This is a genomic window from Nocardiopsis eucommiae, assembly GCF_965344335.1.
Lineage (GTDB): Bacteria > Actinomycetota > Actinomycetes > Streptosporangiales > Streptosporangiaceae > Nocardiopsis > Nocardiopsis eucommiae.
Genome location: NZ_CBDRIY010000006.1, coordinates 79,877 through 104,468, shown reverse-complemented (window position 1 = coordinate 104,468; position 24,592 = coordinate 79,877). Strand labels below are relative to the sequence as shown.

Below are 24,592 nucleotides of genomic sequence, written 5' to 3'. Positions count from 1 at the left end.
GGGGGTTCCGTGCCGGAGGCGCGCCGAACGGGAGGTTCGAGTGGTGTGACCCCGTTCACTCCGATCACCTAGAACGTTACAATCTCCGTTGTCATCGTTCAACGGCGTCAGGGGAGCGGATTTACTGATGAGTACGGCACGACGGGGTCTCTAGGCTGGGTTCCATGGCGGAATACCGTATTGACGAACTCGCCCGGCTCGCCGAAACCACGGTGCGCAACGTCCGGGTGTACCAGGACCGAGGACTCCTCGCCCCGCCCCGGCGCCAGGGCCGGGTGGGCATCTACTCCGAAGCGCATCTGGCGCGTCTGCGGCTGATCGGCCAGCTCCTCCGGCGCGGCTACACCTTCGCGAACATCGGTGAGATGTTCCAGGTGTGGGAGCGCGGCGGCGACCTGTCCGAGATCCTCGGCTTCGAGTCCGCGGTCGGGGACGCCTGGAGCGACGAGATCGCCGACTACCTCGGCATGGGCGACCTCAAGGACCTGTTCGGCAAGGGGGTGACCCCCAAGACCATAAAGCGCGCCCTGGACCTCGGTGTCCTGGAGCGCGACGGGCTGCGCTTCCGGGTCCCCAGCCCGCGCCTGCTGCACGCCGGGGTCGAGCTGGTCAAGCTGGGGATGAGCGTGGGCGCCGTACTGGACATCGCGGAGAACCTGCGGGACAGGATCGGTGACGTCGCCGAGCACATGGTCCGCCAGGTCTCCGACCACATCATCGCGGAGCACGCCCCCGGCACCGTGATCCAGAGCGAGGAGGTCGCGCAGATCGCGGAGCTCATCCGTCGGGTGCGCCCCCTCGCGCAGCAGGCGGTGGACGCTGTCCTGGCCCAGGAGATGGCCCACCACCTCACCAACGTCATGGGCGACCACTTCGCGGACGCCATGGAGCACCTGAGGAACGAGGACCAGGCGACCCAGGACACGGACGGTCCCCACGGACCCTGAGACGAACCGGACCGTCGCACTCGCCGGACCCGCTCTCCGGCCCCCGGACCCGACCCCATCCCCCACCCCCGGGACCCCCACCCGAACCCCGAACCCCCACCCCTCGACACGGACCACGGGCCCGGACCCCAGCGCGGGTGTCCGGGCCCGTCCGTCGCCGCGGCCGGTCAGTCGTCGACCCTCGCCCCCTCGGGCGCGGGAGCGGTCGTGCCGTCGACCACGGTCAGCGGCAGCGACGTCGTGAAGCGCAGCTCCGCGAAGGCGCCGCGCGGCACCGCCGGGGACTCGGGGAAGACCGGCCGGACGCTCCGGTAGGCCTCACCCGGTGCCGGGCGGGTGTCCTCCCCGCCCTTGTTCGGCCACAGGGACATCGCCCGTTCGGCCTGCGCGGTGATGGTCAGGGACGGGTTGACGCCCAGGTTCGCGGAGACCGCCGAGCCGTCCACCACGTGCAGGCCGGGGTAGCCGTACAGACGGTGGTAGGGGTCGATCACGCCGGTCTCGGCACTGTCACCGATCGGGCATCCGCCCAGGAAGTGGGCGGTCATCGGGATGTTGAAGATGTCACCGACCGTGCCGCCCGCGTAGCCGTCGATGCGCTTGGCCAGCCGCGTGGCCACCTCCTGGCCCGCGGGGATCCAGGTGGGGTTGGGTTCACCGTGCCCCTGTCGGGAGGTGAGCTTCTTCCTGCCGCCCAGCAGTCCCCGCTTCACCGAGGTGGTCAGCGAGTTGTCCAGGGACTGCATGACCAGCCCGATGATGATCCGCTCGGACCAGCGCCGGTTGGAGAAGCTGCGCAGGAACACGGTCGGGTGGCGTGCGGCCAGTCCCAGGAAGCGCAGCCAACGCGGGATCGAGCCGCCGCCCGGGACCTGGATCGCGGTGAGCAGGCCCATCGCGTTGGAGCCCTTGCCGTAGCGGACGGGTTCGATGTGGGTGTTCTCGTCCGGGTGGATGGACGACGTGATCGCCACACCGTGGGTCAGGTTCTCCGGCGGCGGGACCTGCTTGCTCATGGCGCCCACCAGCGCCTCGGAGTTGGTCCGGGTCAGGGTCCCCAGCTTCTCGGACAGGCGGGGCAGCAGCCCGTCGGAGCGCATCCGGTGCAGCAGGGTCTGGGTGTTGTAGGTCCCGGCGGCGACCACGACCTGCCGGGCGGTGAACGTGCGGGCGTTGGAGCGGCGGCGGGGGGCGTCGGTGCGCAGGGTGTCCACCGCGAAGCCGCCGCCCTGGGACTCGGGGCGTTCCCGCAGCCGCTCGACCGTGGTCAGCGGGTGCACGTCGGCGCCTCCGCGCTCGGCGAAGTGGAGGTAGTTCTCGGTGAGGGTGTTCTTGGCGCCGTGGCGGCAGCCCGTCATGCACTCGCCGCACTCCGTGCAGGCCCGGCGCTCCGGGCCCGCGCCGCCGAAGTAGGGATCCCCGACCGACGCCCCCGGGGCCGCCTTGGAACCGTCGCCGTCCTGACCGTCGCCGAAGCACACCCCGACCGGGGTGAGACGGAAGGTGTCACCGACCCCCATCTCGTCGGCCACGGCCCTGAGATGGACGTCCGAGGGGGTGACGGTGGGGTTGGTACGGACACCGAGCATGCGGCGGGCCTGGTCGTAGAAGGGCGCCAGTTCCGACTTCCAGTCGGTGATGTGGCTCCACTGCGGGTCCTCGAAGAAGGCGTCCATGGGGTGGTAGAGCGTGTTCGCGTAGTTGAGCGAACCGCCGCCGACGCCGGCTCCGGCCAGGATCATCACGTCCCGCAGGAGGTGGATGCGCTGGATGCCGTACAGCCCGGCACCCGGGGCCCAGAGGAAGTTCCGCACGTCCCAGGATGATGACGGCAGGGTCTCGGGTGTGAAACGCCGCCCCGCTTCCAGGACGCCGACGCGGTAACCCTTCTCCGTGAGGCGTAGGGCGCTGACCGAACCGCCGAAGCCGGAGCCGATCACTACCACGTCGTAGTCGAAGGGGTCGTTCGTGGGGTTCGGACCTTCGGCGGGGTCTTCCGTGCGCTGAGGGGACATGGTGTGGTCTCTCTCCAGGTCGGATGCGGTGCTCGTCGTGCGCCGGAAACGAGTCCGCAACGATGAATGCGCCATCTAGAAATGTGACATTCGATATTGTAATGTTCGTCACTACCGCCGAGTAAGGTGTGTTCCATATAACACACGAGGCGTGCTTCGGCGCAAGTTTCGCTCCCCCTCGCCGCTCCCCCCAGCGGCGGACCACTGGAGGTTCACATGCCCAAGGCCCCCGAAGAGGTGCCCGAGGCGCCGCAGGACGCGCCTGAGCAGCACGAAGGCGGTGGCGGAACGCGCTGGCGCAGGTTCGCACTCGTGGCGGTGCCCGGGTTCCTGGCGGCCGGAGTGCTCGGCGCCATGACCACGCAGGGTCTGCTCGCCGCGTCCTTCGCGGTCTCCGGGGACAGCTTCAAGATGTCCGCGGACTCGCTCTCCGGAACGGGATTCAGCCAGTACGGCGACGTCGCCAACTCGGTCGACGGCTCCGCCCGCGCGGTCGGCCTGTCCACCGTGAACAACGCCGAGCTGGAGAACCTGTGCATGTCCTCCCTGTGGGACCTCCCCATCGGTGAGGCCACCCTCGTCATCAACGCCGGGGCCAGCAGCCCTGTCGAGGGCACCAACCTCGTCATCGACATCGAGCAGCTCCAGGGCAACGCCGAGTTCGGCGCCATCGAGATCGGCCGTGACGCCAGCACCCTGGACAAGGCCGAGGGCGGCCAGGGCCCCGCCGGTGGTTTCGGTCTCCAGGCCGACACGATCACCGTCTCCGAAATGGAGATGACCACCTGGGCGGTGACCTCGGGCTCGCTGCGCCTGAGCGGGCTCAACCTGGCGATCAAGCCGGGCAACCACGAGTGCTTCTGAGCCCATGGCGCACGCACTGACACCGATCCGCTCGGGGTGGACGTGGTTCCGTGACTGGCGACGGAACCGGCCGTTCTGGGGCGGACTCCTCCTCGTCGCGGCCGGGATCGAGCTGCTGGTCGCACCCGCCGCGCAGAGCCTCATCCTGCCGATCGACCTGGTCATCTACGCGGGCATCGCGGGGGTCTACGGGCCCCTCATCGCGCTCCTGATGATCTCCCTCGGCGTGCTGAGCTGGCTCCAGCCCGCGCAGCACGTGTTCTTCGGCCTGGTCGGGCTCATGCTCGCGCTCGTGTCCTTCCCGACCTCCAACTTCGGCGGGTTCGTCATCGGCATGCTGCTCGGCATCGTCGGCGGATCCCTCGTGTTCGCGTGGTCACCTCGGGTACGGCGTCGGCCCCGTCGTGCTCGCGGTGCCCGGACGCCCGGTGGGGAGTCCGACGCGGGTGACGACGAGGAGCCCGGGCCCGTCCAGGGGGACGCCGAGCCGGAGGAGACCGGGAGCCCGTCCGAGACGTCCGGCCGGGAGGACGCCCCGACCGTGGCCGTCGAGCCGCCCGTGCCGCGCGACCCGCCCCGCCACCTGGCGGCCCTCGCCCTGCCGCTCGCGGCCGCGGTCGCCCTCGCCTCGGCGCCCGCTCCCACCCTGGGCTGGCCCTGGGACTGGCTGATCCCCGGCGACGACAGGGAACAGAACGAGGAACAGCCCTCCGAGGAGCCCTCGGACGAGCCCACCGAACGGCCCGGCGGCACCGACCCCGGAGACGACCCCACGGAGGACCCGGTCGACGAGGACCCGGAGGAAGAGGAGGAACCGGAGGAGGAAGAGGAAGAAGAGGAGACCGAGCCGGACGAGGGCGACGCCGAGGACTGCGACCCTCGTGTCGGCGAGGACGCCCTGGTCGAGGACGAGGAGGAACTCCTCGCGGCGGTCCTGGCCTGCCAGGCCGCCCAGGACGAGGGACAGTACCCGGAGGTCGTGGTCGACTCCGACTACGACTGCTTCCGGGGCTCGGTCCGCGAGTCCGGCCTCACCGCCGACAGCCTCGCCATGTACGGCGCCCGCTACCGGGGCGTCGTGGAGTGCCCCACCGAGGACGGCCCCCAGCGCTACATCCGCCTCACCATGAGCAGCGGCGACGTCCGGGGCGGCGAACTGTGGTTCGACGACCTCGGCACCCGGCGGAGCCTCGGACTGCCCACCATGAACATGACCGGTGACGTGGAGATGCACGTGACCCGCATGCACGTCCGGCTGCTCGGGATTCCGCTGACCTTCACACCGGACTTCCCGCCGCCGCTCCTGCTCCCGATCATGTACCTCACCGACGTGGACGTCGACAGCCCGATGGCGTACACGGACTCGATGACCATCCCGGACCTCAACGGCCGGTACGGCGGCTAGGCCGTGGGCGGGCACCCACTCGGGGTGCCCGCCCGGTCAGCCGCCTCGCAGTCGCCCGCGTCAGCGGGCCCGGATCACCGGCTCTCCGCGATCAGACGGCTGGGCTGTCCCACGTGCGACACGTACAGGGCGTCGCGGGCACGGGTGCAGGCCACGAACAGCAGCGTCCGCTCCTGCTGACGCGCGTGCTCCAGGGCCACCTGGTCCCCGTCGGCCGCCTCCAGCGCGGCCTTGGGCGGCAGCAGGTGGTCACTCACACCGACCAGCGCCACGCAGCGGAACTCCTGGCCCTTCATGCTGTGCATGGTGCCGACCCGGACCGCGTCGGGGTCCGTGGCGCCCTCCAGGGGGGTGGTCCGCACACCCCGGGCCTCCAGTTCCTTGGCCACGCCGCGCACCACCCAGTGGTTGCGCCCGGCCACCGCGATCTCGGCCGGATTCACCCCGGCCTCCAGCCACACCCGGACCCACTCGCCCAGAGCGTGGAACTCCTCGGCGCGGCTGTCGCAGCCACGTACCACCGGGGCGGGGCCGCGCAGCAGCGAACGGTAGCCGGCCAGGGTGTCGGCGTCGTCGTCCATCCCGAGGGCCGACCCGCGCCCCAGGATCGGCATGCTCCAGTCCAGGATCTCCTGGGTCACCCGGTAGCTGACCCGCAGCCGGTGGCCCCGGCCGCGCACGTTGATGCCCAGTGAGGCCAGCGACACCCGGTTGTCGGACACCCGCTGGTTCGGGTCGCCCACGACGAACAGGTCGTCGGGGCCCTCCGCGACGGCGGCGCGCAGCATCCGCCACTGCGCCGGGTGCAGGTCCTGGGCCTCGTCGACCACCACGTGCCGGAACGGCGGGCCGGTGCGGCCCAGCAGTCGCGCGGCCTCACCAGCCAGCTGCGGGTGGGACCACAGCCCCTCCACCCGCATCGCGCCCACGTAGCGCCGGACCGTCTCCCACACCTGTCGCCGGTGCTCGGGTGCCAGGTGCTGGACGCGGCCGCTGCGCTCGCAGCGGATGTAGTCGGGCAGCAGCTCCAGGCCCTTGGCCAGGATCACCTGTTCCCACTCGTCCACGAGGAAGCGGCCGGAGAAGGGCAGGCCGTCCGCGAGCGCGACCGCGCGCCAGCGCTGGGCCAGCTCGTCCCTGCTCACCATGCGCGGGGCGACGCTGGTGTGGGACTGCACGACCGACCGGGCGATGCCGTCGACGGTGGCCACCCGGACCCGGGAGCGGGTGTCCGGGTCGGGGAGCAGCTGGTCGAGGCGCTCGGACAGGGACTGGGCCAGGGCGCGGTTGTAGGAGGTCAGGAGGATGGACTCGCGGTGCCCGCCCGGGTCCTCGGCGGCGTCCAGCTCGGCCAGGTGGGCGGCGCGGTACAGGGCCATCACGGTCTTGCCGGTCCCGGGGCCACCGGTGACCTGCGCCGATCCCCTGAAGGACGTGCTGACGACCCGGTGCTGGTCCGGGTGCAGGGTGATCCGCCACTGGGAGAAGGGCGCGCTGAGCGCGCCGGAGAGCTCGGGCGGACCGACGGGGGTGGGGTCGACGCTCTCGGACCCGGCGTCGGTGAGGGTGGCGGAGGTGCGCGGGCGCAGGCTCCGTGCGTAGCGGAGCGCCTCGTCGCGCGGGCGCACGGTGAGCAGCCGGTAGTGCGTGTCGTCGGAGTCGGCGGCCGGTTCGGCGTCGGGGTCGGGGACGATGACGCCGGACCAGTCGGGGGCGATGCTGACGACCCGGACCCGGGGGTCGGCGGCGCCCTCGACGGACTCCGCTCCCGGGTGGTCACCGGCCTGGTAGGCCCGCATCACGGCCAGGGTGTCGAGCTGGACCTCCGGCGTGAGGCGGCTGAAGTCGCTGAGGAAAGTCGGGGCGATCGCAAGGGCTGACACGTGGTGTGTTCCTCCGGTCTTCGACCTGGTGCTGGCTCTGGTGGACGGTCGGATCGGATGTGTCGTGGGAGGGAGTCGGTGGGCTCCGCTCTCACCTGAGACATGCTCGCGGCGGAATTTGGGCAAACGCCGCCAACGGGTGGATTCGGGGCGGCTTTCGGGAGTGGTGCCTCGTCCCTGTTGGTGCAGGTCAGGATGGTCCTTACGTAAGGGAGTTCGACCGCGTTCCGGAACTTCCTCGGGGTCCTCCAGCCGGTCTCGTCCGACCTGCGGTTTCCTGGCGGGGGGCGATAGCCACAAATGGGGTTCTGTAGTGGCCCGAAACCCGTGGTCCACGTGCGCGCTTCACTGTTCTCGCTGGGGAGTGCGGGGGGGGAGAGGGGGAAGGCCCGTGGGAAAGGGGTGACCGAAATCCGAGGTGGGTGCGGAGCGTGGGAGGAGCCTGAACATGAGAGGTCACCCGGGCCGGGCTCACACTCTGGCCAGTTTCGGACACGCTCTGTGCGGAGGGCCGTGCGGTGCGAGATCGTGTACGAACCCGGGGCGCATGACGCGTGGTTCAGGACTCTGCCGGGGTCCGTCCTACCCCGGCAGAGTCCTCAACCACCCGGAGGACACGGTCGTCGGCACGCGCACCGAGTGCGGCCGTCGACCGCTCCGGTGTGAGGGGACCCGACCACCCTAGAGAAGCGGTACCCCGTCCCCGCCCTCCCCAAAGCCCGGAGGCCGCCGAAAGCCCCGCTCCGTCGAGGGGTTCGCCCGACGTGGCGACGAACCCGGTCGCCGCCCGTGCTCCCTTCGCCGTGGCGTCGTGTTCCCCCTTCCATGCCGATCCGTCTCCTCATCCGCCGTGGCTCCCGTGCCGCGGAGGTCCGTCGCGGCCCCACCCTCCCCTCAGCACCGCACGGCAACCCCTCCCCGTCTTCGGACGGACCGGGCACGACCCCGGGCCGTCGGTCTCTGACACGTACTCTGCCGCGCGGGTGTGACAATCCGGCCCCGGCGCGTGACCACCGTGGTCGCGGGCCCGAACGCCCGTCCCACGGGGCGGCGCGGAGCGGGGGTCATGCTCTAACGTTGGTCACGACAAACCGGGCGGAAGGAGCGGGACGAGCACGTGGCCCCCAACGACAAGAACCAACTGCGTATCTCGGACACCGAACGCGACCAGGTCGCGGAGATCCTGCGCGAGGCCGCGGGAGAGGGCCGACTGGACCTCGACGAGCTGGACGAACGCCTCGGCGCCGTCTACGCCGCCAAGACCTACGCCGACATCCAGCCCATCGTGGCCGACCTCCCCGCGGGTGCGGGGGGCTTCGGCGGCTCCGCACCCGCCGGAACGCACCGCCCCGGCGGGCTCACACCCCAGGTCCCCAGCCCGGTCCCCTCCGGAGGGCAGACGCTGTACCTGACCGGCCAGGGCGACTCCGTCGTGCGCAAGAAGGAGTGGACCGTCCCGCAGCGCGTCGAGGTGAACGCGCGGTTCGGGGAGGTCAAACTCGACTTCCGCGAGGCCCGCCTGACCGCCCCGGTCACGGAGGTCTGGCTGGACGTCTCCTGGGGCTCGGGCGACCTGATCATCCCCGAGGGAGCCACCGCCGAGGTCAACCTCGAGACCTCCTGGTTCGGCAGTCAGCGTTCGGACGTGGACTCCATCGCCCGTCACGACGCCCCGCACTTCGTCATCACCGGCAAGAACCAGGGTGGCAGCCTCAAGGTGCGTCACAAGAGGTCAGGCGGCTGGTCCGACCTCTTCGGGTGATCCGGCGGCCCGAGGCCCGGTTCGCCCGCCCCCGCCGTGCGCCATGATGGTGTGGCCGCGCGGCAGGGGCCGCACGGGGAGTGGGAGGACTCGGGCTGTGGGTATCTGGATCGCGACGACCCTCGCGGGTGTGTGCGCCCTCGCGCTGGCCCCCTTCGCCTGGACCTACCTCGCCAGCGCGCGCCGTCGCGGCACCGTCGCGTCCGTGCCCCACCGGCCCGTCGCCGTGGTGCTCGGCGCCGCCGCCTGGCACGACGGCCCCTCCCCGCTGCTCGCCCGCCGCCTCGACCTCGCGGTCCAGCTGGTCGAGACCGGCAGGGTCGACCGCGTCATCGTCTCCGGGGACAACCGTGAGGTCTCCCGTCGGGAGACCGACACGATGACCGACTACCTGGTGGCTCGCGGCGTCCCCGCCGACCTGGTGACGGCGGACCCGTTCGGCTACCGCACCTGGGACACCTGCGTCCGTGTGCGCGGACTCTACGGAGTGGACGCCGCGACCATGGTCACGCAGTCCTTCCACCTGCCGCGCACCGTCTCCCTGGCACGCGCCGCGGGGATCGACGCGGTGGGCGTGGGCGACCCCAGCCTGGGGGCGCGCCGCCGTTCCACCCTCATCGGCTACGCGCGTGAGGTCGGCGCCGCGGCCAAGGCCCTCAAGGACGCAGTCCTGCGCCCCGAGCCCCTCCGAGGGGAACTCACCGACTCGGAGTCCTAGGGCGTGTTCCGTCGCCGGTGAGAAGCCCGACGCCCGGCGCCGATTCGCGCGCGGCCGCCGAGCCGGGATAATCGGCACATGAACGCGACCACGGGAAACGAACCACACGACAACGCGGCGGACACGGACTGGGCGGCCCTGGTCCCCGAGGGCGGTGAGCGCGTCCCCGAGCTGCTCGAACAGGTCGCGGCCAGCGACAGCGCCCTGTCCGACCTCCACGAGCTCATCCACTTCCCCGCCCCCGGCCACCGGGCCGCTCCCAGGGCCGTGGACCACCTGGTCGACGTCGCCATCGCCGAGGAGACCCTGCCCACCGACCGCTGGCGCCCCCTGAGCCTTCTCCTCGAACTGGTCAGCGCCCACGCCGAGGACCGCTTCCCCCAGCACCGCGACCTCGACCAGTGGCGCGACGAGGTGGCCTGGGCCGTCTCCACCGACGCGGAGAAGGTCCGCGAGCAGTACCGCGCCTGGATGGAGGAGGCCCCCGACGAACAGCACTTCCACCGAATGCGCAACCGCCTGGCCGTGATGGAGGCCGACGACGGCGCCGAGCTGCTCCAGGCCGAGCTGGACACCTACGAGGCGGTCCTGGCCCGCGTCCCCGACCTGGTCACCCTCCTCCAGGGCGGCGCCAACCGCGGCGGCCTCGACCGCGCCGGTGAATGGGTCAGCTACCTGCTCGGGTTCCTGCCCGCCGACGCCGAGCGGATCGCCTCCGAGATCACCGGGGCCTCCCAGGTGCTCCTCGCCAAGGACCTGCGCTCCGCCCCCAAGGCCCCCACCTCCATGCGCGAGATCATGACCCAGGGCCTGGACAGCGGCGAACCGCTGCCCGCCGAGCTGTTCGCCCTCGGCCAGGTCGCGGACCCCCGGGACGTCGACACCACCATCGGCCTCACCCACCAGATGGCAGGGGGAAACCTCTACAACTCCTTCGCCGCCTCGGTGGCGCTGGTGCTGATCCACGGGGAGAACACCCCGCGCGAGGGGCTGCGCCGGATCGGTCGCGGCGGCGGCACCACCGTGGGCTACGAGGGTCTGTTCAACGAGTCCTGGCCGCACTGCGGACAGCGTTCCCCGCAGGTCCTCGGCTTCCTGGCGCTGGGCCGCGCCGGTGACCGCGCCCGCCGCCTGCGTCTGGACATCCTGCCCGGGCTGATCAAGGGCGAGGACGACTCACGCGCCCTGGTCACCGGCGCCGGTCTGGAGATGGTCCTGGGCCCCCGGTCCAAGGGGCACACCGCCGAGGAGCACGCCCAGGCCGACTACGACGAGGAGACGCTGAAGGTCCTGTGGGCCATCGCCGAACTGCCTGCCTCCGCGTGGGAGGACGAGGAGTTCAGGGAGACCCTGCGGGCCTGGGCGCTGCCGGACGACGCCGAGGAGTACTGCGCCCTGGTCGGTGTGGAGCCCGAGCCGGAGGCGGAGGAGCCGCAGGAGACCGCGCCGCAGCAGCCCCAGGAGGCGCCCGCCGGTCTGTTCGGCCGTCTCTTCGGAGGAGGCCGCTGACCCGACCCCGCCGCCGAACCCGCTCCCGGGCGCCGAGGCCCGGAGCGGGTTCGCGTCAGGGGGTGCGGGCGGCGGCGAGGGCGTCGTCCACGCCGGTCTCGTAGTCGCCCAGGAAGCGCGGATCGGGCCGGAACACCACGGTGCCCAGCGCCGCCACCGCCGCCGGGACCTCTCGGACCCAGCCGTAGACCGTGGCGACGGCGCGCTGGTCCATGCTCGCCCCGCCCACCCCGACCGTGTCGATCCCCGCCGCCCGACACAGACGCACCGCGCGCGGCAGGTGGAACTCCTGGGTGACGACGGTGGCCTCCGCCACGCCGAACACCTCGTTGGCCCGCGCACAGGAGTCCCAGGTGGAGAATCCGGCGTGGTCTCCCACCACCCTCTCCTCCGGCACCCCGGCCGCCACCACGTAGTCGCGCATCGTGTCGGTCTCGTTGTAGTGCTCGGCCCCGTTGTCACCGGTGACCAGGACCGCCTGGACGCTTCCGGCCTCGTAGAGCTCCACCGCCAGGTCCAGCCTCTGGGCCAGCAGGTAGCTGGGCAGACCGTCGGGGCGGACCCCGGCCCCCAGGACGATGGCCACCGGCCGGTCGGGAACGGAGTCCACGGTGTGCCGCTGGCCGCCGGTGGAGGTCAGCACCCACACGAACGGCAGGCACCCCAGGAGCACCACGGCCACGGTCAGCAGGGCCAGACGCCGCCGTGTCCAGCGTCGCCGGGGCGCGTCGTCATCGGGGCCGTCGGTGGCGTCGGACCCGGGATCGGGTTCCTCACCGGGGAGCGGAGTCGCTGAGGTCGTCACACCAGGGGAGACGCACGGGGAACGACCGGAGTTCCGCGCCGGTCGGGCGTCCGACCCCGGGAAACCCACCTGTGTGACCCGGGTCCCACGGGCCAGGCCGTGTTTTTGTGGATGCTTTCGCCGGTGGCTGGCGGAGCCGCCATCGATGCGAGCGGCCGCCAGGCCATCTCTCGCAAGACGAGGAGCGAAGGCCAGCCCGGGGTTGGCTGTCCGAGCTTCATCGGCGCAGTGAGAGGCAGCCTGGCAACGCGAGCGCGGAATGATCCACAAAACACGGGCTAGGGTCGGCTCATGTCTGCACAGCCCCACGATCCCGCACCGTCCTCCCACGACGAACTCCCCCCGAGGCTGAGGGCCATCGCCGACCTCATGCCGGGCTCCCTGCGCGAGGGCGCGGGAATGCACGAGTACGACGGCAGGGCCGCCGACCTCTCCCCGGAGGGGGTGCGCGCCGCCCTGGCCGGCCTGGGCGGCGATCCCCTGGACGACCCTCACGACGAGGCCCACCTGACCGCCTTCGAGAACGGGCTCCGCTACGAGCTGGGTGAGCTGGAGACGCATCGGACCAACCCGCTCCACCACGTGGGCGAGATGGACGTGTCCAGCTACGAACGCGCCTACGCCCCCGAGGCCGAGCGCGCCGCCGCACGGATCGAGCACCTGCGGCTCTGGCCGACCCTCGCGGACCACGCGGTCGCCGCGCTGGACCGGCTCAGCGCACCCGTCGCCCGGTCGCTTCTGGGCGCTGTACGCGGCCTCGGGGAAGGGCTCCCCGACGACCTCCCCGACGCCGTGCGCCGCGACGCCCTGGCCGCGCACGCGCGCCTGCTCGCCCACGTCGAGCACGCCGCCGAACACGGCCCGGAGAGCGCCGCGCTGGGTGCCGAGGCGCTGAGCCGCCTGATGGGCACCGGAGAGGCCATGGAGGTGGACCTCGACGCCCTGGCGGCACGCGCCGACGCCGAGCGCGACCGCCTGCGCGCCGGGCTCGCCTCGGCCACTGGGCGGCTGGCCCCCGGTCGCGACCCGATGGAGTTCAGCCGGGAACTCACCCGTCGGCACCCCGACTCCGAGGGCGTCCTCGACGCGGCACGCACGTGGACCCGGATCGCGCTCGACTTCACCGAGGAGCGCGGCCTGGCCCCCTTCAACGACGGGGAGTGCCGGGTGGACGTCCCGCCGCCCGCGCTGCGCTGGGCCACCGCGATGATGGCCTGGTCCGGCCCCTGGGAGGCGGACAACCCGTCCTTCTACTACGTCACCCCGCCCGACCCAGCGCTGTCGGACCGGGAGGCCGCCGAGTGGTTGGAGCAGTTCAGCCACACCACCCTCCCGGCGGTGAGCGTCCACGAGGTGGCCCCCGGCCACTTCTCCCACGGCCGCGCCCTGCGCCGGGCACCGAGCGCGGTGCGCCGGGCCCTGCACTCCATGACCTTCGCCGAGGGGTGGGCCCACTACGCCGAGGAGATGTGCCTGGAGGAGGGGTTCGGCGCCTACGCCGCCGAGCGCCTGGGCGATCCCGACTGGACCGCCGACCACTACGAGATCGGCGTGTGGCTGGAGGCGCTCATCCGGGTGACCCGGCTGTCCGTGGCCATCGGCGTGCACACCGGCACGATGACCGTGGAGCAGGCGGCGGCGCGCTTCGCCGAGGACACCCCGTTGCAGGGGCCGGCGGCGCTCTCCGAGGCCAGGCGCGCCACCTTCGACCCCACGTACGGTCGCTACACCTGGGGCAAGCTGGAGATCCTGGAGCTCCGCGAGCGCGCCAGGGAACAGTGGGGGAGTGCCTTCTCACTGCCGCGCTTCCACCGTGCGCTGCTCCACCTGGGATCGCCGCCCCTGGGCCTGATCGGCGCGGCCCTGGACGGCTGACCTGCCGGGGTCCCGGACCGGCGGGGCCCGTGGACACCGGCGCGGTGACCACGGGCCCTCACCCGTCGGGGTGCCCTAGGAACCGGGGGTCTCCTGACCGGGCAGGCCCAGGTCGGCCAGCGCGGTCCGCACGCGGCCACGGGCCTTCTCCAGGGACCTCGCGGCCGTGACGGCGTCCACCTCGGCCAGCAGCGACACCAGGGCCACCCGGGTGTCGCCCTCGGCCTCGGAGAGCGCCTCGGCGCAGACCTCCTCGGTGAGGCCCGTGGCCTCCACCAGGATGGTCACCACGCGCCCGCGCAGTTTGCCGTTGGTGGCGTCCACGCCCACCATCAGGTTCGAGTAGGTCCGTCCGATCCGCACCATCACGGCGGTCGAGAAGGCGTTCAGCAGCAGCTTCTGTGCCGTGCCCGCCTTCATCCGGGTGGAACCGGCGATGACCTCCGCCCCCGTGGACACACCCACGTGCACGTCGGCGCCGGAGGCCAGCGGGGCGTCGGGGTTCGCGCTGATCAGCACCGTGGCGGCCGACCTCTCACGGGCGGCCTCCAGGGCACCGCCCACGTACGGGGTGCGGCCGCTGGCGGCCAGACCGACCACCAGGGCCCCCGGACGCACGGCGGCGGCGTCGATCCGGCCGGACTCCCAGTCGTCCTCGATCCCCTCGACCGCGCGGACCAGGGCCTCACCGCCGCCCGCGTGGTGGGCCACCACCCACTCCGGGGGGACGCCGTAGGTCGGCGGCAGTTCGGCCGCGTCCAGAGCCGCGATCCGTCCGGAGGTGCCCGCCCCGAAGTAGTGGATGCCCGCGCCGCTCTCCAGCGCCGCCACACCCAGCTCCACCGCCCGTGCCAGCTCCGGAAGCACCGCGGCCACCGCCGCCGCGACCGTGGTGTCCTCGGCGTTGATCTGCCGCAGCACGTCCAGCGCGGGGAGGAGGTCGATGTCGTAGGTGCCCGAGTTGCGGGCCTCCGTGGGCGCCCGCACGATCACGGCCCCACCGTCGGCCGCTCGCCCGTCTGATCCGTTTCCGTCCTGCTCCGTGCCACCGTGCACTGCGATCTCCTGTTCGGTCCGCACCCTCGTCCTTCCGCTCGGCCGCGCCCGGCGGGCGGGTCAGTCGTCGTTTCCGGCGGGGGTGTTCCTCGCGGCGGACGCCTCGTTCCGCCGTCGTCTGCGGTCGTCGCTCAGACGGAGACCACGGACCGCCTCGTAGGTGGTCTCCAGAGCGGTCCTGCTGTCCGTGTAGCGGATCTGCGCCAACCCGACGAACAGGCAGTCGACCACGGTCAGCTGGGCCAACCGGGAGGCCGTGGCACCTGAGCGGAACATGGTCTCCCGCGCCGCCGTGGTCAGCACGTGGTCGGCGAAACCTATCGGGGACCGGGGGAAGTTGGTGATCGCCACCGTGCGCGCGCCGCGTCGGCCCGCCTCGGTCAGCGCCTGCACGGTGTCGATGGTGGTGCCGCTGTGCGAGATGCCGATGGCGACGTCGCTCTCGTCGAGGAGGGCGGCGCTGGTCAGCATCACGTGCGCGTCCGACCACGCGAACGAGGTCAGCCCGATCCGGTGCAGCTTCTGCTGGAGGTCGGCGCCGACGAAGGCGCTCGCCCCCACCCCGTAGACGTCGACGCGTCGCGCGTTCGACATGGCGTCGATGACCGCGCGCAGCACCTCCACGTCCATGGCGGCGCCAGTCTCCTCGACGGCGCGGGCGTCGGTGTAGGCGATCTTCTGCACGACGGTGACGAGGGTGTCGTCGGGGTTGATGTCGCTGGCCAGCTCGGTCGTGTCACCGCGCGCGCCCCGGGCCTGACCGGCCTCGGTGGCCAGCGCCAGGCGCAGTTCGCGGTAGCCGCTGAAGTCGATCGTGCGGCAGAACCGGATGACCGTGGCCTCGGAGGTCGCGCAGTCCTTGGCGAGCTGGGTGATCGAGGAGGCGGCGGCGCGTTCGGGGTCGTCGACGACCCGCTGGGCCACGCGCTGTTCCGCCGGGGCCAGCGAGGGGAGTAACGACCTGATCCGCAGGACCGTCGTGGGGACCGGCGGTGGAGGGACGTCGCCACGGCCGCCAGACGGCTTCGGGATTTGCGCCATGGAGGAAAGTTTCTTTCGGTCGTGGTGCAGAGTCAACGCACTGAAGGGAAAAACCGGGAGATTCAAGGATTTCAAGGGACGGCCCGTGCGGCAAGTGCCCCTGTTCTGATTGCGATATCCCAGCTCAGGCGGCACCCTTGGAGCCGAGGCGGCACGTTCCCACCCAACACACCCGTGTCCGCCTCACAGGGGGGATGGAGCCTTGCCGCTGTACGACCCGCCAGAGGTTCGGGGCGCGGCGCCCGTCGACGCTGCCGTGACGGCCTCCCAGGGACTCCACGTCGGCCTCCTCGGCCGCTTCGGGGTCCAGGTCGACGGCGTCCCGCTGAGCCTGCGCGGCGACCGCCGCCGCGCGCTCCTGGCCACCCTGACGCTCAACGCGGGTCGGACGGTCTCCACCGACGAACTCATCGAACGCGTCTGGGACACACCGGGCCAGGCCGCCAGGGGCGCCCTCCAGGTCCACGTGGCCCGTGCGCGGGCCCTCCTCGAACGGCACCTGGGGGAGCCGCTCATCCAGGGCGCGGACGGCGGCTACCGGATCGACCTCGACGCTCACCGCTCCGACCTCCTGCTCTTCCGTTCCCTGGCCGAACGGGCCGAGCGCGCGGCGGCCCGGGGGGAGACCGACGACCACGCCGACCTGCTGTACCGGGCCCTGAGCCTGTGGCGAGGCCCCGTACTGGCCGACGTCACCGCTCCCGTACTGCACGCCCGGGACGTGGCGCGGCTGAACGAGGAGCTCCTCCGCGTGGCCGAGCGGGGGTTCGACGCGGCCCTGGCCCGGGGCGAGCACCAGCGCGTCGCCGCCCGTATCGGCCCCCTCGTCGCCGACCACCCCGAACACGAACCCCTCATCCGGGCCCAGATGATCGCCCTCTACCGTTCGGGCCGCCAGAGCGAGGCACTGCGCGTCTACGCCAGGACCCGGACGGTGCTCGCGGAGCGTCTGGGGGCCGATCCCGGACGCGAACTCCAGGAGACCTTCCACGGCGTCCTGCGCGGCGACCTCGACTCCCGGATCGGGGCCGGTCCGGCCAAGGCGACTCCACCCACGAGCACCCTCGTGCCGCGCCCGCGTACCCACAACGAGACCCGTCCCTGCGCCGCGCGCCGCGCGACGACCCGGCCGGGCAGGGGCCTCGTGCCCGCCGAGCTCCCGTCCGCGCCCCGCGCGCTGGTCGGTCGCGCCGAGGCCCTGGCCGAGCTCGACCGCCTCGTGGACCCCTGCTCTCCGGTGCCGGGCAGCGTCCTGGTCCGGGGGCCGGCCGGTGCGGGGAGCAGCGCCCTGGCCGTGCGATGGGCGCACTCGGTGGCCGCGCACTTCCCGGACGGTCAGCTGTACGTGAACCTGCGCGGCCCCGACGGCGGCCCGCGTCATCCGGGGGAGGTGCTGCGGCGCCTGGTCCGCTCGCTCTCCGCCGGGGTCGTGGACGCGGGGGACCCGGACGGTCCGCCGACCGAACCCGACGAGGTGGCGGCCCGGGTCCGATCCCTGTTGGCGGGACGCCGGGTGCTGATCGTGCTGGACAACGCCGCCACGGCGCACCAGGTGCGGCCCCTGCTGCCGGGCGGCCAGGGAAGTTGCGCCGTGGTGGCCAGCCGCACCTGGCTGACCGACCTGTTGGTCAGGGACGGGCTGCGGGCCGTGCCGGTGGGCGCTCTGTCGGAGGAGCACGCGGTCACCCTGCTGCGCACACTGCTGGGCCCGGACCGCTGTCCGCCCGAGGCGCTGCGGCGCGTGGCCGAGCTGGCGGGCTGCCTGCCGCTGTCCCTGCGGATGGCGGTGGCCTGGCTGGACGCCCACCCGGAGCGGCCCGCCTCGGAGCTGGTGGGTCTGGTGGAGCGTGAGGACCCGGCGCACGGCGTCTCGCCCACGGCCAGGATGGCCGCGGTCCTGCGCGCCGGGCCCCTGGGGGCGGGCACGGTCGCAGGGAAGTACCGACCGGGTCCGGAACCCCGGGCCTGAGTCTCCGGGATCCGTCTTACGGTCGGCTTTCATCCAGGCGAAGTCCTCGTGTGCGGCGTGGCCGGGCCGGTGGGAGCCGGAGCCGTGAGGTGACCTGGGACTTCCGGAAAGTCCGGGTATTGGTCAGACCAACAGAGGGTTGTGAGATCGACCGAATCCTTCCCCAGGGGTGCTCAGCGGTCGGATGAGTCGCTAGTGTCAAGGCCATGACGCAGAACAACGATCCCAGCATGGACCCGGCGGGAACCACGCAGCACTTCCGCCGTTTCGTCGACGAGAACCCCGAGCCCGAGGAGGCTCCGCGCCGCCCGATCCTGCCGCTGGTGCTCGCCGGCGTCGGTGTCGCCCTGACCGTCGGCATCATCGTCGCCCTGTTCGTGGCCTTCTTCTAGTCGGAGCGGTACGAGCCGTGCCCGGCGGGTTCACCCCTTCCGGGCCAGGGCGGCGATGTGACGGGGCCGACGCGTGGTCGGATCCGAACCGGTTCGCGGCCACCCCGTGGTCCTGCTAGAGTTAACTCGTTGCCGCAGAGAGCCGGAAGGCGCGAAGCGGAGACCGGCGTCATTAGCTCAGTTGGTTAGAGCAGCTGACTCTTAATCAGCGGGTCCGGGGTTCGAGTCCCTGATGACGCACAGCGAAGGGCCCTGGTGGGTGGAGTTCGTCTCCGTCGGCCAGGGCCCTTTTCCGTGTGCCCGGGGCCTCCGGGTGGGGGTCTCCTTCGTGTTCTGGGGCACATCGGCCCGTTTCCGGCCTCGGGCGCTCCGGAGTTCGGGTAGAGTTAACTCGTTGCCGCAGAGAGCCGGAAGGCGCGAAGCGGAGACCGGCGTCATTAGCTCAGTTGGTTAGAGCAGCTGACTCTTAATCAGCGGGTCCGGGGTTCGAGTCCCTGATGACGCACAGCGAAGGGCCCTGGTGGGTGGAGTTCGTCTCCGTCCGCCGGGGCCCTTTTCCGTGTGCCCGGGGCCCGGTTCGCCCTGGTCAGGACTGACCCGCAGGAGCGAGCTCACGAATCGGTCGAAACCTTCTCGCTCCGGGGCGCGTCTGGATAGGTACGCCGATACCCCTCCCGAGTCGGTGAGCAACCAGATACCCCGTGGAGTCGTCATGTTGTCCGAAGCGCACCGCCCCCTGCTTGGTCGAATGGCCCTCGTGGCCGTGGCCACCGGTGCCGCCCTGTCCCTGTCCGGGTGCGGTCTGCCGCTGCTGCCGCCCGCCCTCACCGGGGGCAGCGACGAGCCGGTCGAGGAGTACGACCCGGAGGCGGCCGAGGAGACCGAGTACGCGGAGGAGACCGAGACCGATCTGGACGTGCCGGTCGGGGCTGAGGACCAGGACGTCAACGAGCTCGCCGTGGGCGACTGCCTGAACGAGATGTCGGCCGAGATCGACGACTCCGTCAGTACGGCGCCCGTCATCGACTGCTCCGAGCCCCACGACATGGAGGTCTACCACGGTGGCTTCCTGGACAGCGCTCTCGACTACCCGGGCCGCGAGGAGCTCATCGAGATGGTCGACGAGCAGTGCCTCGACACCTTCCAGACCTTCGTCGGCACCGCCTACGAGGATTCGGCCCTGGTCTTCCAGACCCTCTTCCCGATGGAGGAGGGCTGGGAGATGGGTGACCGCGAGTACCTCTGCCTGATCAGTCAGATGGACGGATCCCAGACCACCGGCACCCTCGCCCAATCCCACCTGTAGGCGGCACTCGGACGCCCGGCCCTGACCGCGTCGGCCCCGGAACCTGAACGAGGCCCGTGCCGCGCGAAGGCGCGGGCCTTGTCCGCCGGGCGGTACCGGAGGTCGCCCCGCGCGAGCGCTCCGCCACGCCCTCCCCGAATGTCACCACCCCGCGAGATGATCAGTTCGGGTCCTGTTCCTTTCCATCGCGGGAAATCCGGGAATCGTCGTCACCCGACGGTTCCTTTCGTTTCCGCTGCCTCCCTCGGTCCCGTCTCACCCGGTGGGAAAAGGGCCCTCAGTGGCGTGCTGATGGCCGTGACATGCCAGGTCAGGAGTGTCGCGTTGCCCATGGTCGGTTACCTGGAGTATGCGAGTGCCACGCTTTCGTGTTCGCCGGAAAACCAGATTGACATCGTGCGCCACCTGGTGAATTCTTTCATCCTCGCCACCACCGTGCCGACGAGAATCCACAAGCAAGAATCCCCGGAGTTCCCTCATGTCTTCTCTCTCCCCCGCCGTCCGTGGAGCCGCCCTCGCGGTCGTCTCCGCCGGTGCCGTCGTCAGCCTGTCCGCCTGTGGCGTGCTCAACTCCGTCATGGGAGGGGGCAACGTGATGGAGATCGGGGTCGGCGACTGCTTCACCGAGAGCGAGATGCAGACGGCCATGGGCAGCGGAGAGGTCGAGGACATCCCCCTCGTCGACTGCTCCGAGTCGCACGACGCCGAGGTCTTCCACGTCGAGGAGCTGCCGGACGGTGACTTCCCGGGCGACGGGTCCGTGCAGTCCTCCATGGACGACATCTGCACCGGTACCGCCTTCGCGGACTTCATCGGTGTCGACTACGCGGATTCGGAGATCTACGTCGGCGGTCTCAGCCCGACCTCCGACACCTGGGAACTGATCGACGACCGCGAGATCGTCTGCTACGTCATCTCCGACGAGGCCGTCACCGAGAGCCTCGCGGGCGCCAGCCGCTGACCCGTCACCGGCCCCTCCGTACGGAAAGGCCCGCGCCGTGCGAACGGCGCGGGCCTTCGTGCCGCGGTGGGTCGGGTCGGCGGGGCCTCCTACCCCAGGGCGATCGGCAGCAGCCACTCCTTCGGGCGCTCGACGTCGGTCAGGACGACCGGCGGGTCCTCGTCGAGGGCCGACACCTCCGGTTCGGCCGGGCGGGGGATGCCACCGCACTCGGTGTCCTCCGGAACCGCGCCGTCGAGCAGGTAGGCGTCCACGACGTCGTTCACGCAGGGATAGCCCAGCTCGCCGGTGTACGGATCGGGCAGGAGATAGAACCCGTGGCCGCCCTCGTCCGTGACGGTGAGCAGGGGGCTCTCCAGTCGCTCGGCCATGGCCGGCCCGCCCGCGTAGTGCGTGTTGGCGTCGTGGTCCGCGGCGATCACCAGCGCCTCGGGGTAGCCGTCCCGCTCCAGCTCGACCGCCTTCTCGGTCGGCGCGTTCCGGGTGAAGGTGCACGCCTGCGGGGCGGTCCACAGGGCTCCCGTGCTGTACGGGTGCGCGTCCCGGTACTCACGCGACTGCTGGTGGTACAGGCCGAGCCGGTCGGGCCACTCGGCCTCGCAGACCACGGCGGAGAACAGGTCCATGTTCGTGTCGAAGACGGGGTCGAGCTCGGGCTGCTCCACCTCCTCGCCCGGGACCGGTTCACCCTCGACCAGCAGCTGGAGGAACCAGGCGTTGGCGTCCCAGTAGCCCTGGGCGCGTGAGGCGCCGAAGACCAGGCTGTCGAAGGCGGCCCCGTCGAGCAGCTCGACGTTGGGGACGTCGTCACGCGGTTCCTCGTCGAGCCGGGCCGAGGTCTCGTCGAAGAGGGCGACGATCTCCTCGGGGTCGGTCCCGAACCCGTACACGTCGTCGCGCTCCGCGAGCCAGGCGGTGTAGCGCTCCAGGTTGGCCGTTCCGGCCGGGGCCTGGCCCAGGAACACGTCCCGCCAGATCTCGTCCGGGTGCACGGACGAGTCCAGGACACTGCGGTCGAGCCGCTCCGGGAACAGGGAGCCGTACACCGGGCCCAGGTAGCTGCCGTAGGAGTAGCCGAGGTAGTTGACGGTGTCTTCGCCCGTCGCCGCGCGGAACACGTCCATGTCGCGCGCGGTGTTGGCTGAGGTCATGTGCGGGAACCGGTCGCCCTCGGCGGCGTCGCAGGCCCGGGAGTAGCGGATCTTCTCGCGCGTGTCCGCCGCGATCTGCGCGTCGCTGGCGCGGAAGCGGATCATCGGGAACTCGACACCGCAGTCGAGCGGTGAGGAGGCCCCGGTGCCGCGCGGGTCCATGCCGATGAGGTCGTAGGCACCGTGCGCGGGCGTTCCGGCCAGCACCAGCGGCATGAGGCGGGCAGCGCCGCCGGGGCCTCCGGGGTTGATCATGAGGATGCCGCGGCGCTCCTCGGGGTCGGTGGCGGCGGCGCGGCTGGCGGCGACGGTCAGCCTGGCACCGTCGGGGTCCGCGTAGTCGAGCGGGACCTCGAACTCGGTGCACTCCAGACCGGCGAGTTCGGCCTCGGGGCACTCGGCCCAGAGGATCTCCTGGTCATGGAAGGCGGCCAGGGCGGAGTCCGGCGGAGAGCCGGGGGAGAGGGGAGCGGTGACGGGGTCGGCCGCGGCCGGGAGCGTCGCCGCCAGGGACAGGGCCAGTCCGGTGGCGGTGGCCACCGCGACGGCGCGGATGGTGTTGCGTGCTCGGGGCACGGGGGGTTCCCTCCGATGTCCTGCCGCCGGGTGGGGGAGCGGGCCCGTTCCGGCAGGCGTGAGTGGTGTCCCGTGACAGTACGAAGCGCCCATGGGGCGGCAAAACCATCAAAAGTAGCGTCTTCTGGCGTCTTCGGAAGAGTGGCCGGATGCGGCCATGGGTGAGTTGGCTATTTGTAGCCCTATGTCATCTTTTGTTCTTTTTGTGATGCCGATCCTGTCGCACAAAAGACGCCGTTTGGTCACGAGGGTGGCGTGAGCCACACCGGTGGCGTTACCGTGCTGTTCTATTAGGAAAGTTTCCTAATTAATACGTGCCTGCCCCCACCCCCCTTCCCCCCACCGCCGTGCCCCCTGCTCGAAGGAGCCTCGTGGCCACCGAAATCGCGGCCTCCCCACCACCTCCGGACACGGGTGACCCCGGGCCCGCCGCCCCCCGGACGACCCAACGCCTCCTGAACCGGATCTGGCGCAACTACGTCTTCGTGAAGCTACGCAAGGCCTTCGTCGTGGTCTTCGTGGTGGCCAACGTGACGTTCTTCCTCGGCCGCGCCATGCCGGGCGACCCCATCGACGTCATGGCGGGCCGCCTCACCCAGGGCGGCATGTCGATGAACGAGGCGCGGGCCATCGCGATCCACTCGCTGGCCTACGACCCGGACGCGCCCCTCTTCCGGCAGTGGTGGGAGTTCATCTCCGGGCTGTTCACGCTCGACCTCGGCGGCACCATCAACCGCCCCGGCTTCAGCGTCACCGACGCCATCGGCGCCTACCTCCCCTGGACGCTCTTCAGCATCGGGGTCGGCACCCTCGTGGCGATCGCCCTCGGCCTCGCCCTGGGCATGATCATGGCCTACCGCCGCAACCAGGTCCTCGACCACGTGCTCAGCGTCGTGGCCTCGGTCCTCGGCGCCATCCCGAACTACCTCATCGCGATGGTGCTGGTCGTCGGCGGCGGCATGTACCTGGGCTGGTTCAACCCCATCGAACTGCGCGGCACGCTCAGCCCCGGTGTCCAACCCGAGTTCACGCTCAGGTTCGTCGGTGACGCGTTCTTCCACGCCGCCCTGCCGATCGGCACCTACGTCCTGGCCATCATCGGCACCTGGATGCTCGTCATGAAGGCCTCCACCACCGAGGTGCTCGGCGAGGACTACGTGACCGTGGCCCGGGCCCGGGGACTGCGCGACGGCCGCATCGCCACCGCCTACGTCGGCCGCAACGCCGTCCTGCCGCTGGTCGCCCAGATCGCGATCTCCTTCGGCACCCTCGTCGGCGGCGCGATCTTCGTCGAACAGGTTCTCGTCTACAAGGGCGTGGGCGGTCTGCTCCTCGACGCGGTCAACTACCGCGACTACCCGCTCCTCCAGGGGCTGCTCATCATCATCACCTCGTGCGTGGTGATCGCCAACCTCGTCGCGGACCTGCTGTACAGCAGGCTCGACCCGCGCATCCGGAAGTAGGGGGACGCACGCATGGCCGTCACCACCGCACCAGCGTCCGCGGGCGTCTGGGGCACCATCTGGCAGGGCCTCACCCGGAGCACCAGCGGCTTCATCGGACTCTGCCTGGTCCTCAGCGTCCTGCTGTTCTCCTTCGTGGGCCCGCTCCTGATCGACCACCACAACCCCACGGACGTCAGCAGGATCTGGGGTCCGATGAGCTCCGAGCACTGGCTCGGCACCAACCACGAGGGCAAGGACACCCTCACGCAGCTGATCCTCGGCGGGCGCGAACCGATCCTGGTCGGCCTCATGGCCGCCGTCATCACCGTCGCCATCGCCGTCGCCCTCGGCGCGGTCGCCGGGTACGTCCGGGGCCGGGTCGACCACTTCCTGCTCCAGCTGACCGACATCACGATGACCATCCCGTTCATCGTGCTGATGCTGGTCATCGCCTCCTTCTACCGCACCTCCTCCCCGCTGGTCGTCTCCCTCATCATCGGTCTGGTCACCTGGCCCTACCTGATGAGGTCCATCCGCGCGCAGGTACTCACCCTGAAGGAGCGCGAGTTCATCGAGGCCGCGCGCCTCCAGGACCTCGGCACTGCCCGCATCCTCTGCGTCGAGGTGCTGCCCAACATGGCGGGCTACATCTTCATCAACTTCATCATCGCCATCACCAACGCGATCTACGCGGTCGTCGGCATGTACCTGCTCGGCCTGCTCCCCAGCACCGCCGAGAACTGGGGCCTGATGATCCAGCAGGCCTGGGACAACAACGCCTTCCTCCTCCCGCAGGCGGCGCCCTTCCTGGTCGCCCCGATGGTGATGATCATGCTCTTCCAGATCGGTCTGGTCACCATGACCCGATCCCTGGAACAGGCCCTCAACCCACGACTCCGGGACAGGTGAGCC

At 71.2% G+C, this 24,592-nt stretch carries 19 protein-coding genes and 2 tRNA genes; 15 read left to right on the top strand and 6 right to left on the bottom strand.

Annotation, left to right across the window (positions count from 1 at the left end):
* Positions 1-164 precede the first annotated feature (164 nt).
* Complete coding sequence (locus tag ACRWK8_RS05515) at positions 165-947, top strand: MerR family transcriptional regulator (RefSeq protein ID WP_378737471.1); 783 nt, start codon at positions 165-167, stop codon at positions 945-947.
* A gap of 167 nt (positions 948-1,114) precedes the next feature.
* On the opposite strand, the gene ACRWK8_RS05510 is transcribed toward ACRWK8_RS05515, so the two are convergent.
* Positions 1,115-2,962: a GMC oxidoreductase gene (locus ACRWK8_RS05510; protein WP_431868723.1), complete on the bottom strand. Its 1,848-nt coding sequence runs from the start codon at positions 2,960-2,962 to the stop codon at positions 1,115-1,117.
* A 216-nt stretch (positions 2,963-3,178) separates the two neighbouring features.
* Here ACRWK8_RS05510 and ACRWK8_RS05505 point away from each other — a divergent pair, with 216 nt between their 5' ends.
* Together ACRWK8_RS05505 and ACRWK8_RS05500 are read left to right on the top strand one after the other, a co-directional pair.
* Positions 3,179-3,826, top strand: coding sequence for a DUF6230 family protein (locus tag ACRWK8_RS05505; RefSeq protein ID WP_378737467.1), 648 nt, complete (start codon positions 3,179-3,181; stop codon positions 3,824-3,826).
* A 4-nt stretch (positions 3,827-3,830) separates the two neighbouring features.
* Positions 3,831-5,231 carry a DUF6114 domain-containing protein gene (locus ACRWK8_RS05500; RefSeq protein WP_378737465.1) on the top strand — a complete coding sequence of 467 codons (1,401 nt, stop codon included), beginning with the start codon at positions 3,831-3,833 and terminating at the stop codon, positions 5,229-5,231.
* A gap of 74 nt (positions 5,232-5,305) precedes the next feature.
* On the opposite strand, the gene ACRWK8_RS05495 is transcribed toward ACRWK8_RS05500, so the two are convergent.
* Positions 5,306-7,114 (bottom strand): UvrD-helicase domain-containing protein, encoded by a 1,809-nt coding sequence (locus ACRWK8_RS05495; RefSeq protein ID WP_431868720.1) that lies wholly within the window; start codon positions 7,112-7,114, stop codon positions 5,306-5,308.
* Between the two features lie 1,117 nt (positions 7,115-8,231).
* Here ACRWK8_RS05495 and ACRWK8_RS05490 point away from each other — a divergent pair.
* From ACRWK8_RS05490 to ACRWK8_RS05480, 3 genes are all read left to right on the top strand, one after another.
* The gene (locus ACRWK8_RS05490; protein ID WP_431868718.1) at positions 8,232-8,876 is read left to right on the top strand and encodes a DUF1707 SHOCT-like domain-containing protein; all 645 of its coding nucleotides are present in this window, start codon (positions 8,232-8,234) and stop codon (positions 8,874-8,876) included.
* Positions 8,877-8,973: 97 nt separating this feature from the next.
* Positions 8,974-9,594, top strand: a complete 621-nt coding sequence (locus ACRWK8_RS05485; protein WP_378737459.1) for a SanA/YdcF family protein — start codon at positions 8,974-8,976, stop codon at positions 9,592-9,594.
* Positions 9,595-9,672: 78 nt separating this feature from the next.
* Positions 9,673-11,103 carry a hypothetical protein gene (locus ACRWK8_RS05480; RefSeq protein ID WP_431868715.1) on the top strand — a complete coding sequence of 477 codons (1,431 nt, stop codon included), beginning with the start codon at positions 9,673-9,675 and terminating at the stop codon, positions 11,101-11,103.
* A 55-nt stretch (positions 11,104-11,158) separates the two neighbouring features.
* Here ACRWK8_RS05480 and ACRWK8_RS05475 read toward each other — a convergent pair whose 3' ends face one another.
* The gene (locus ACRWK8_RS05475; RefSeq protein WP_431868713.1) at positions 11,159-11,908 is read right to left on the bottom strand and encodes a SanA/YdcF family protein; all 750 of its coding nucleotides are present in this window, start codon (positions 11,906-11,908) and stop codon (positions 11,159-11,161) included.
* A 291-nt stretch (positions 11,909-12,199) separates the two neighbouring features.
* Here ACRWK8_RS05475 and ACRWK8_RS05470 point away from each other — a divergent pair, with 291 nt between their 5' ends.
* Positions 12,200-13,783 (top strand): DUF885 family protein, encoded by a 1,584-nt coding sequence (locus ACRWK8_RS05470; RefSeq protein ID WP_431868711.1) that lies wholly within the window; start codon positions 12,200-12,202, stop codon positions 13,781-13,783.
* A gap of 75 nt (positions 13,784-13,858) precedes the next feature.
* Here ACRWK8_RS05470 and ACRWK8_RS05465 read toward each other — a convergent pair whose 3' ends face one another.
* Positions 13,859-14,863: an N-acetylmuramic acid 6-phosphate etherase gene (locus ACRWK8_RS05465; protein ID WP_431868709.1), complete on the bottom strand. Its 1,005-nt coding sequence runs from the start codon at positions 14,861-14,863 to the stop codon at positions 13,859-13,861.
* 36 nt (positions 14,864-14,899) lie between these two features.
* The gene (locus tag ACRWK8_RS05460) at positions 14,900-15,880 is read right to left on the bottom strand and encodes a MurR/RpiR family transcriptional regulator (RefSeq protein WP_378737449.1); all 981 of its coding nucleotides are present in this window, start codon (positions 15,878-15,880) and stop codon (positions 14,900-14,902) included.
* A gap of 202 nt (positions 15,881-16,082) precedes the next feature.
* On the opposite strand from ACRWK8_RS05460, the gene ACRWK8_RS05455 reads away from it, so the two are divergent.
* From ACRWK8_RS05455 to ACRWK8_RS05430, 6 genes are all read left to right on the top strand, one after another.
* A complete protein-coding gene (locus ACRWK8_RS05455; RefSeq protein ID WP_431868707.1) occupies positions 16,083-17,849 on the top strand; it encodes an AfsR/SARP family transcriptional regulator in 1,767 nt (588 codons plus the stop codon).
* 206 nt (positions 17,850-18,055) lie between these two features.
* Positions 18,056-18,241, top strand: a complete 186-nt coding sequence (locus ACRWK8_RS05450) for a hypothetical protein (protein WP_378737445.1) — start codon at positions 18,056-18,058, stop codon at positions 18,239-18,241.
* A 166-nt stretch (positions 18,242-18,407) separates the two neighbouring features.
* Positions 18,408-18,481 (top strand) — tRNA-Lys (locus ACRWK8_RS05445).
* 191 nt (positions 18,482-18,672) lie between these two features.
* Positions 18,673-18,746, top strand: a tRNA-Lys gene (locus ACRWK8_RS05440).
* Between the two features lie 207 nt (positions 18,747-18,953).
* On the top strand, positions 18,954-19,547 hold the full coding sequence (locus ACRWK8_RS05435; protein ID WP_378737443.1) for a septum formation family protein: 594 nt from the start codon (positions 18,954-18,956) through the stop codon (positions 19,545-19,547).
* A 478-nt stretch (positions 19,548-20,025) separates the two neighbouring features.
* On the top strand, positions 20,026-20,508 hold the full coding sequence (locus ACRWK8_RS05430) for a septum formation family protein (protein ID WP_378737441.1): 483 nt from the start codon (positions 20,026-20,028) through the stop codon (positions 20,506-20,508).
* Between the two features lie 89 nt (positions 20,509-20,597).
* On the opposite strand, the gene ACRWK8_RS05425 is transcribed toward ACRWK8_RS05430, so the two are convergent.
* Positions 20,598-22,235, bottom strand: coding sequence for an alpha/beta fold hydrolase (locus ACRWK8_RS05425; RefSeq protein ID WP_378737439.1), 1,638 nt, complete (start codon positions 22,233-22,235; stop codon positions 20,598-20,600).
* Positions 22,236-22,606: 371 nt separating this feature from the next.
* On the opposite strand from ACRWK8_RS05425, the gene ACRWK8_RS05420 reads away from it, so the two are divergent.
* Entirely contained in the window at positions 22,607-23,698 is a 1,092-nt protein-coding gene (locus ACRWK8_RS05420) for an ABC transporter permease (RefSeq protein WP_431868704.1), read from the top strand.
* A gap of 12 nt (positions 23,699-23,710) precedes the next feature.
* Positions 23,711-24,589 (top strand): ABC transporter permease, encoded by an 879-nt coding sequence (locus ACRWK8_RS05415; RefSeq protein WP_378737435.1) that lies wholly within the window; start codon positions 23,711-23,713, stop codon positions 24,587-24,589.
* The last annotated feature ends 3 nt before the right edge of the window (positions 24,590-24,592 follow it).

Coding starts and splice junctions, on each gene's coding strand:
- ACRWK8_RS05435 (WP_378737443.1), top strand. CDS start 18,954: ATGTTGTCCGAAGCGCACCGCCCCCTGCTTGGTCGAATGGCCCTCGTG.
- ACRWK8_RS05470 (WP_431868711.1), top strand. CDS start 12,200: ATGTCTGCACAGCCCCACGATCCCGCACCGTCCTCCCACGACGAACTC.
- ACRWK8_RS05460 (WP_378737449.1), bottom strand. CDS start 15,880: ATGGCGCAAATCCCGAAGCCGTCTGGCGGCCGTGGCGACGTCCCTCCA.
- ACRWK8_RS05515 (WP_378737471.1), top strand. CDS start 165: ATGGCGGAATACCGTATTGACGAACTCGCCCGGCTCGCCGAAACCACG.
- ACRWK8_RS05510 (WP_431868723.1), bottom strand. CDS start 2,962: ATGTCCCCTCAGCGCACGGAAGACCCCGCCGAAGGTCCGAACCCCACG.
- ACRWK8_RS05500 (WP_378737465.1), top strand. CDS start 3,831: ATGGCGCACGCACTGACACCGATCCGCTCGGGGTGGACGTGGTTCCGT.
- ACRWK8_RS05415 (WP_378737435.1), top strand. CDS start 23,711: ATGGCCGTCACCACCGCACCAGCGTCCGCGGGCGTCTGGGGCACCATC.
- ACRWK8_RS05480 (WP_431868715.1), top strand. CDS start 9,673: ATGAACGCGACCACGGGAAACGAACCACACGACAACGCGGCGGACACG.
- ACRWK8_RS05505 (WP_378737467.1), top strand. CDS start 3,179: ATGCCCAAGGCCCCCGAAGAGGTGCCCGAGGCGCCGCAGGACGCGCCT.
- ACRWK8_RS05450 (WP_378737445.1), top strand. CDS start 18,056: ATGACGCAGAACAACGATCCCAGCATGGACCCGGCGGGAACCACGCAG.
- ACRWK8_RS05430 (WP_378737441.1), top strand. CDS start 20,026: ATGTCTTCTCTCTCCCCCGCCGTCCGTGGAGCCGCCCTCGCGGTCGTC.